A 905-nucleotide genomic window follows, 5' to 3' on the forward strand; every position below is an offset into this window, starting at 1 on the left:
CGCAAGGGCATTTAGTTCCATTTCTTATGTGCAGCTCAGGTTACTTATCTACTTATCTACTTATCTACTTATCTACTTATCTACTTATCTACTTATCTACTTATCAATTTTAAGAATTTTTAGCTTAAGAAATGAATGGGCCTATTTATTAAGCTTTAATAATACTCATAAACTTATTTATAGAGTTTTACTTAATGGTTAAGTTATAAATAAGCACAATCACAGCATTCATTTACATAAAAGCACTACTATCATCTAAATAAAGGCTACTTTTAGTTGTGTTTTTGAGCGTTTAGCTCAAATACGCAGCGAACAGTCATTTATTTCAAGTTTTCTTAAAAAAAGGGTTGATCTGTTTTCGGATCTCCCTATAATGCGACCCCACTGAGACGGCAGAGCGCAACGCATAGCGAGGCACGAGCTAATCAGTGAGTCGAGTAAAACTTCGTTTTAAAAACTTTCAAGTTTAACAAAATTAAGTGTTGACAAAAAAATAGGAAAGCGTAACATGCTCAGCCCTAGCGAGATAAAACAATACGCTTTAATCGCAACGTTCTTTAACAATATAAAGCAATCATCTGTGTGGGCACTCGTACAGATTGAGTTCTAACAGCCAAGCTACTTCGGTAGCGAGGCAAACAAATTTAGAGTCTCAATTGAGCTGAGTGACCAACAGAATAATTACTTAGGTAGTTATTCAGCACAGTCAATTCAATATCGAAAGATATTAAATAATTCAGAATTCATTGAGCTGTTCTTCGGAACATAAAAACTTTTAATTGAAGAGTTTGATCATGGCTCAGATTGAACGCTGGCGGCAGGCCTAACACATGCAAGTCGAGCGGAAACGAAGAGTAGCTTGCTACTCTGGCGTCGAGCGGCGGACGGGTGAGTAATGCTTGGTC

1 rRNA gene is annotated in these 905 nt (G+C 36.8%); it reads left to right on the top strand.

Going from position 1 to position 905, the window contains the following annotated elements:
- Positions 1-776: 776 nt before the first annotated feature.
- Positions 777-905: ribosomal RNA gene (locus CWC17_RS19460) — 16S ribosomal RNA — on the top strand; the annotation flags it as partial.

This window comes from Pseudoalteromonas sp. S3785, from assembly GCF_005887365.1.
GTDB lineage: Bacteria > Pseudomonadota > Gammaproteobacteria > Enterobacterales > Alteromonadaceae > Pseudoalteromonas.